The following is a 7,061-nucleotide window of genomic DNA, read 5'->3' as shown; positions in this document are numbered from 1 at the left end:
GGATTGGCAGCTGCGGCGCGGTCGGGCCGAACCCGGCGACCCCGGCCGGATCGTGCTCCACGACGGCGACTCCCCGGCCGGCCTTCGCCTGCCGCTGAACGCCGTGTCCTGGCGCCCCACGCCGCCGATGCCGGAACGCGACCCGCTGCACCAGGTTCCGCTGCGGCCGCCCGGGCAGGAGCCGCCCGCGGTCCTCGAACCGGCGGGCGCCGGGCCGACCACGGCGCTGGTCGCCGAGGTGCGCGAGGGCAGGCTGCACGTGTTCCTGCCGCCGGTGGCCGCGCTCGACGACTTCCTCGATCTCGTCGCCCGGGTGGAGGCCGCGGCCGTGGCGCTCGACCATCCGGTCGTGCTCGAGGGGTACGCGCCGCCGTCCGACCCACGGCTGCACACCTTCTCGATCACCCCCGATCCGGGCGTCATCGAGGTCAACATCACCCCGACCGCGTCCTTCGCCGAGCAGGCCGCACTGCTCGAGACCCTCTACGAGCAGGCCCGCCTCGCCCGGCTGATCACCGAGTCCTTCGACATCGACGGCACGCACGGCGGCACCGGCGGTGGCAACCACATCACCCTGGGCGGGGTCACCCCCGCGCGGTCGCCGCTGCTGCGCCGGCCCGACCTGCTGGTGTCGCTGCTGACCTACTGGCAGCGCCACCCCGCGCTGTCCTACCTGTTCGCGGGCCGCTTCATCGGCCCGACCTCGCAGGCGCCGCGGGCGGACGAGGGCCGCGAATCCGCGCTCTACGAACTCGAGATCGCCTTCGCCGAGATCGACCGGCTCAGCGAACGGAACGGCGGCGGCGTGCCCGCGGAGATCACCGCGGCGCCCTGGCACGTCGACCGCGCGCTGCGCCACCTGCTGACCGACCTCACCGGCAACACCCACCGCGCCGAGTTCTGCATCGACAAGCTCTACAGCCCGGACTCGGCGCGCGGCAGGCTCGGCCTGCTGGAACTGCGCGGCTTCGAGATGCCGCCGCACTTCCAGATGGCGATGGTGCAGTCGCTGCTGGTGCGCGGTCTGGTCGCCCGGTGCTGGGACGAGCCGTACCGCGCGCCGCTGCTGCGTCACGGCGCCAACCTGCACGGCCGATACCTGCTGCCGCACTTCCTGATCGCCGACATCGCCGAGGTGATCGAGGACCTGCGTGCGCACGGCGTCGACTTCGACGCCAGCTGGCTCGAACCGTTCACCGAGTTCCGCTTCCCACGGATCGGCACGGTGGTGCTCGGCACGGTGGAGATCGAGTTGCGCGGCGCCATCGAACCCTGGCTGACCCTCGGCGAGGAGACCACCGGCACCGGCACCGCCCGCTACGTCGACTCGTCGGTGGAACGGCTGCAGGTGCGGGTCACCGGGGCCGACCCGGGCAAGTACGTGCTGACCTGCAACGGCATGCCGGTTCCCCTGCTGCCCACCGGGAAACACGACGTGCAGGTCGCCGGGGTGCGCTACCGGGCCTGGCAGCCGCCGAGCGCGCTGCACCCGTCGATCACGGTCGACGCCCCGCTCGTCTTCGACCTGCTCGACCCGGTCACCGGCCTGTCGCACGGCGGCTGCACCTATCACGTCGGGCATCCCGGCGGCCGCGCCTACGAGACGCCGCCGGTCAACGCGGTGGAGGCGCAGTCGCGGCGCAACCGCCGGTTCGAGGCGGGCGGACATACCGTGAGCCGGGTCGATCCGGCCGACCTGCGTGCGAAGATCGCAGCGCAGTCGACCGATGTCGGCGCACCCGGCATCCTGGATCTACGCCGGGCACGGACGGTCTGGGGCCGGACCGGCAACTGGTAGCGGTGGCAAGGGAGGACGCTCGGTGACACAGCGCGACGATGCGCGACGGGAGGCGGGCCGCGGGGCGCCGGGCGTACACCCCCAGGTCGCCGAGCAGTTCGCTCGCTACCGGGCGGAGAGCCGGTCGGACTCCGGCTTCGACGAATGCGGCAGGCCGACCGGCGGCTACTACGACGAACTCGTCGACACGAGGGGCCGGGTGCGGTCCATGTGGTCGGAGCTCTCGGCGGACTTCGCCCAGGTGGGCATGGAGGGGCTCGGGCGCATCGATCACCGGGTCCGCCGCCAGATCGAGGACGACGGCATCACCTACACCGAGGTCGGGACCGGCGGCGGCGCCGACGCCGCGACCCCGGCGCAGTGGCGGCTCGACCCGATCCCCCTGCTGGTCTCGGCCGACGACTGGACCCGGCTGGAGACCGGCCTCGTGCAGCGCTCGCAGGTGCTCGACGAAGTGCTCACCGATGTCTACGGGCCGCGCAGGCTGATCACCTCGGGCCTGCTCCCCCCGGAGCTGGTCTTCGGCAATGTCGGCTATGTGCGCGCGGCCCACGGCATCACGGTGCCCGGCAGGCATCAGCTGTTCCTGCACGCCTGCGATATCAGCCGGTGGTCGGACGGGAAGTTCCGGGTGCTGGCCGACTGGGCGCAGGCGCCCTCGGGCGCGGGCTACGCCCTGGCCGACCGCCGCGTGGTCGCCTCGGCCATCCCGGAGGCGTTCGAGCACGCCGGGCCGCGCCCGCTGACGCCGTTCGCGCGGGCCATGCGGCTCATGCTGGAGGAGGCCGCGCCGGAGCTGGCCGACGGCGAGGAACCGGTGGTGGTCGTGCTCAGTCCCGGCTCGCACAGCGAAACCGCCTTCGATCAGGCCTATCTCGCGCAGACCCTGGGCTTCCCGCTGGTGGAGTCGGCCGACCTGGTGGTGCGCGACGGCGCCCTGTGGATGCGGTCGCTGGGCACCCTCGAACGCGTCGACGTGGTGCTGCGGCGCGTGGACGCGGAGTTCTCCGATCCGCTCGACCTGCGACCCGATTCGCAGCTGGGCGTCGTCGGCCTGGTCGAGGTCCTGCGCCGCGGCGCGGTCACTGTGGTGAACACCCTCGGCAGCGGCCTGCTCGAGTCCCCGGCCCTCGCGGCGCTGCTGCCGCGCGTCTGCCGCTCCCTGCTCGGCGAGGACCTGCTGCTCGAGGCGACGCCGAGCTACTGGGGTGGCGACGCGACCGAGCGGCAGCACCTGCGGGCGCGCCTCGACGAGCTGGTGATCCGGTCCGCCGTGGACGGCACCACCTACTTCGGGCCGACCCTGTCCGCCGCGGAACGCGCCGACCTCGCCGCGCGGGTCGACGCCGAGACCTGGAAGTGGGTGGGCATCGAACCCGCCGAGTTCTCGGTGGCGCCCGCGATCCAGGGGGCGGGCGCGTTCGGGCCCGCGCCGGTCGGCATGCGGCTGTTCTCGCTCGCCCGCCGCGGCGGGTACACGGCCATGACCGGCGGGCTCGGCCAGCAGCGGATGCGGCTCGAACCGACCCGCAGCGTCATCAAGGTCGCGGCCAAGGACGTGTGGGTGCGCACCGCGCCGACGGCGGCGCCCGCCGTCGGCACCGAGGCGCCGGAGGAGCGGCTGCATCGCGGCGCGCCGGTCGTCGAGGCGGTCAGTTCGCCGCGCGTGCTCAACGACCTGTTCTGGATGGGCCGCTACGGCGAACGGGCCGAGTCGGTGGTCCGGCTGCTCATCGCCGTGCACGACATCTACCAGGACTACCGCTACCGCCCCTGGCTCGACGGCGCGGAATCCCTTCCGGTGCTGTTGCGCGCGCTGTCGGTGACCACCGGCGCGCCGGCGCCCGAGGCCGTCTTCGCCACGCACGCCGCGAAGAACGCCACCGCCGGACAGGCCGCCACGGGCACCCCCGACGCCGCGCCCGCGGGCGACACCGGCACCCCGCGCTGGGAGCGGGAGGGCACCAGCGCGCTGGCCCGCGCCCTGCGGACCACCGGCTCGGCAGGCGAACGGGAGGACAGGGAGCCGGGGCCGGACCAGGTCGTGGCCGACCAGTCACCGGGGGACCAGCACCAGCAGCAGCGCGGCCAGGCCCGCGCCGCCGCGGCCGACGCCCGGCCGGAAACGGCGGCCGACACCGGGCGCCGCGCCGGCGGCCGGGGCGACGGCGCGGGCACGGGGGAGGGCGCCGGAAACGCGGCGCTGCAAGCGGTCCCGTCGCCCGGGGAGCACCCCGAACGCAAGAAGAAGGGCCGCGGCCGCGCGGTGACGGCCGAGCGGGTCGCAGGCGCCTCCGCCGAGGGCTACGCCTACCTGGCCTCCCTCACCGCCGACCGGGACCAGCCCGGTTCGCTGGCCTTCGCGGTCGACCACTTCGGCGCCGCCGCCCGCGCCGTGCGCGACCAGGTCTCCAACGACACCTGGATGGTGCTCGGCGCGCTCGACCGCGCCCTCGCCGAATTCCGTTCCACCGCGGCCGATCAGGAGAACGCCATGTCGGCGGTGCACTCGCTGAGCCTGGCCGGGCTGCTGTCGCTGTCGGGGATCGGCGCGGAATCGCTGGTCCGCGACACGGGCTGGTACGTCATGGACATCGGCAAACGGATCGAACGCGGCCTCGCCATCACCGCCCTGCTCGACGCCGCGCTGACGCGGACCCATCCGGCGGAGGTCGAGCGGGTGGTCAGCGAGACCGTGCTCGTCGCGTGCGAGTCGCTGGTGAGTTACCGCCGCCGCCATCGCGGTTCGGCCCGGATCGCCGCCATGGCCGCCCTGCTGCTGTTCGACCCGGGCAATCCGCGCTCGCTCATCTACCAGCTCGACCGCCTCGAAGCCGACCTGCAGGCGCTGCCCGGCGGCACCGGCTCCTCGCGGCCGCAACGCATCCTGGCCGACGCCCAGCGCATGCTGCGCCGCATCGATCCGGCCGACCTGGAACACACCGACGACGACGGCGTCCGCACCGAGCTGGCCGAACTCCTGGAAGGGGTCCACTTGCGGCTGCGGAAACTGTCCGAGTCGTTCGAGACGACGAAACTGGCCCTGCCCGCGGGCCACCGGCCGCTGTGGGGCAACACCAGGATGGTCGGATGAGCCGCCGGTACCGGGTGACCCACCGCACCACCTACAGCTACTCCGACGACGTCACCAGCTCCTACGGCCGCGCCTACCTCACCCCCCGCGACCACCCGGGCCAGCGGCTGCTCGAGCACGACATCGTCATCGACCCGGTGCCGTCGGACCGCTCGATCGGCACCGACGTCTACGGCAACACCACCTCCTACTTCCACGTCACCGCCGAGCACCGCACGCTCGAGGTCACCGGGGAGTCGCTGGTCGAGGTCGACGTGCCCGATCCGGCCGGGCTCGACGGCGCCGAACTGCCCTGGGAGCGGGCGCGGCCGACCACGGACACCGGGCCGCTGGCGGTCGAGTTCACCCTCGACCTCCTGCCGCCCGAAATCACCCCCGAGGTCACCGCCTACGCGGCCGAGTCGCTGACCCCGGGCAGGCCGCTGCTCGAGGCGATCACCGACCTCAACACCCGGATCCACCGCGACTTCCGGTATCGCTCCGGCTCGACCACGGTGAGCACCCGGGTGGCCGACGTGTTCGCCGCCCGCGAGGGTGTCTGCCAGGACTTCGCCCGCATCGGCGCGGCCTGCCTGCGCGCCCACGGGCTCGCGGCGCGCTACGTCTCGGGGTACCTGGCCACCGATCCGCCGCCGGGCAAGGAACGCATGGTCGGCGCCGACGCCACGCACGCGTGGTCGGCGGTGTGGCTGCCCGGCGCCGAGGAGGACGACCGGACCGGCCGGTGGATCGCGTTCGACCCGACCAACGACCAGTTCGCCGATGAGCGCTACGTCACCGTGGCGTGGGGCCGCGATTACGCCGATGTGCCGCCGCTGCGTGGGATCATCTACACCGATGCCGAGCAGTCGACCATCACCGTGTCGGTGGACGTCGCCCCGGTGACCGGCTAGCCGGCATGGCATCATCGTCGAGCAGTGCTCCGCGTTCGCTCCCGTGTAACCGGTGGAGGTGTGGTCTTGCGTGATTTCGCCTGTCCGAACTGTGGCCAGCAGCTGGCCTTCGAGAACTCGGTGTGCCTCGGCTGCTCAAGCCCGCTCGGGTTCAGCCTGGACGAGCGGGCCCTGGTGGTGATCGGGGACCCGCCCGGTGACGCCGCGATCGACCACGCGCGCGGCGTCGTCGACGGCGACCGGTTCCGGCTCTGCGACAACCTGCATGTGGCCCAGTGCAATTGGCTGGTCCCGGTGCCCGCCGACGGCGCGGGAGCCGACCCCGAGGCGGGACTGTGCGTGTCGTGCAGCCTCACCCGGACCCGGCCCAACGACGCGGACACCGCAGGACTGGCGGCCTTCGCCGAGGCCGAGGCGGCCAAACGCAGGCTGATCATGGAGCTGAGCGAGCTCGGGCTGCCGATCACCGGCCGGGACGCCGACCCCGAACGCGGCCTGGCCTTCGATCTGCTGTCCAGCAACAGCGACAACGTCGTCACCGGGCACATGAACGGGGTGATCACCCTCGACCTGGCCGAGGCCAGCGACCCGCACCGCGAGCAGCTGCGCATCGAGATGGCCGAGCCCTACCGCACCCTGCTCGGGCACTTCCGCCACGAGATCGGGCACTACTACTTCGAGGTGCTCGTCACCGACGACGACACCCTCGGCCGATTCCGTGCGCTGTTCGGCGACCCGTACGCGGACTACCAGGCGGCCCTTGACCGGCACTACTCCGAGGGCGCCCCCGCCGGCTGGGAGGGCGACTACGTGTCCTCCTACGCCACCATGCACGCCGCCGAGGACTGGGCCGAGACCTTCGCCCACTACCTGCACATCCGCGACACCCTCGACACCGCCGCCGCCTTCGGTTTCGCCCCCGCGGGCGCGACCCTCGACCGCCCGCAGGTCGGCCGGGCCGGTTTCGACAAGATCATCGAGCTGTGGCTGCCGCTGGCCTGGTCGCTCAACATGGTCAACCGGTCCATGGGCCACCCGGACCTGTACCCGTTCGTGCTGCCGGAACCGGTGCTGGACAAGATGCGGCTGGTCCACGACCTCTGCGCCGGGCACGCGATGGTCGGGGAGTCGGCCGTCGCCTAGCCGCTGACTGCCGAACCGCCCTCCGCACGAGTTACCGAAGCCACCTAGCCACGGGCACCCGCACCGACCCACCCCGGGCCGACCCCGAGGAGGCCCAGCGAGCGCAGCGAGCGTCGCGGGGACACCAGGGGCC

The 7,061-nt window shown here is 73.1% G+C and carries 4 protein-coding genes; all 4 read left to right on the top strand.

Translation table 11 applies throughout. The features are described 5' to 3' along the window. Positions 1–1,798, top strand: a 1,798-nt coding sequence (locus ON36_RS28655; RefSeq protein ID WP_043660226.1) for a transglutaminase family protein, incomplete at its 5' end; no start/stop codon positions are given. Between the two features lie 22 nt (positions 1,799–1,820). After that, the gene (locus ON36_RS28650) at positions 1,821–4,892 is read left to right on the top strand and encodes a circularly permuted type 2 ATP-grasp protein (protein ID WP_043660224.1); all 3,072 of its coding nucleotides are present in this window, start codon (positions 1,821–1,823) and stop codon (positions 4,890–4,892) included. Further along, the gene (locus ON36_RS28645; RefSeq protein WP_052314442.1) at positions 4,889–5,785 is read left to right on the top strand and encodes a transglutaminase family protein; all 897 of its coding nucleotides are present in this window, start codon (positions 4,889–4,891) and stop codon (positions 5,783–5,785) included. Before ON36_RS28650 ends, ON36_RS28645 begins: the two co-directional genes overlap by 4 nt. Positions 5,786–5,851: 66 nt before the next feature. Further along, on the top strand, positions 5,852–6,928 hold the full coding sequence (locus ON36_RS28640; RefSeq protein ID WP_052314443.1) for a zinc-binding metallopeptidase family protein: 1,077 nt from the start codon (positions 5,852–5,854) through the stop codon (positions 6,926–6,928). The last annotated feature ends 133 nt before the right edge of the window (positions 6,929–7,061 follow it).

Source organism: Nocardia thailandica NBRC 100428, from assembly GCF_000308795.1.
Taxonomy (GTDB): domain Bacteria; phylum Actinomycetota; class Actinomycetes; order Mycobacteriales; family Mycobacteriaceae; genus Nocardia; species Nocardia thailandica.
This window is presented reverse-complemented; position numbering and strand designations above follow the sequence as displayed.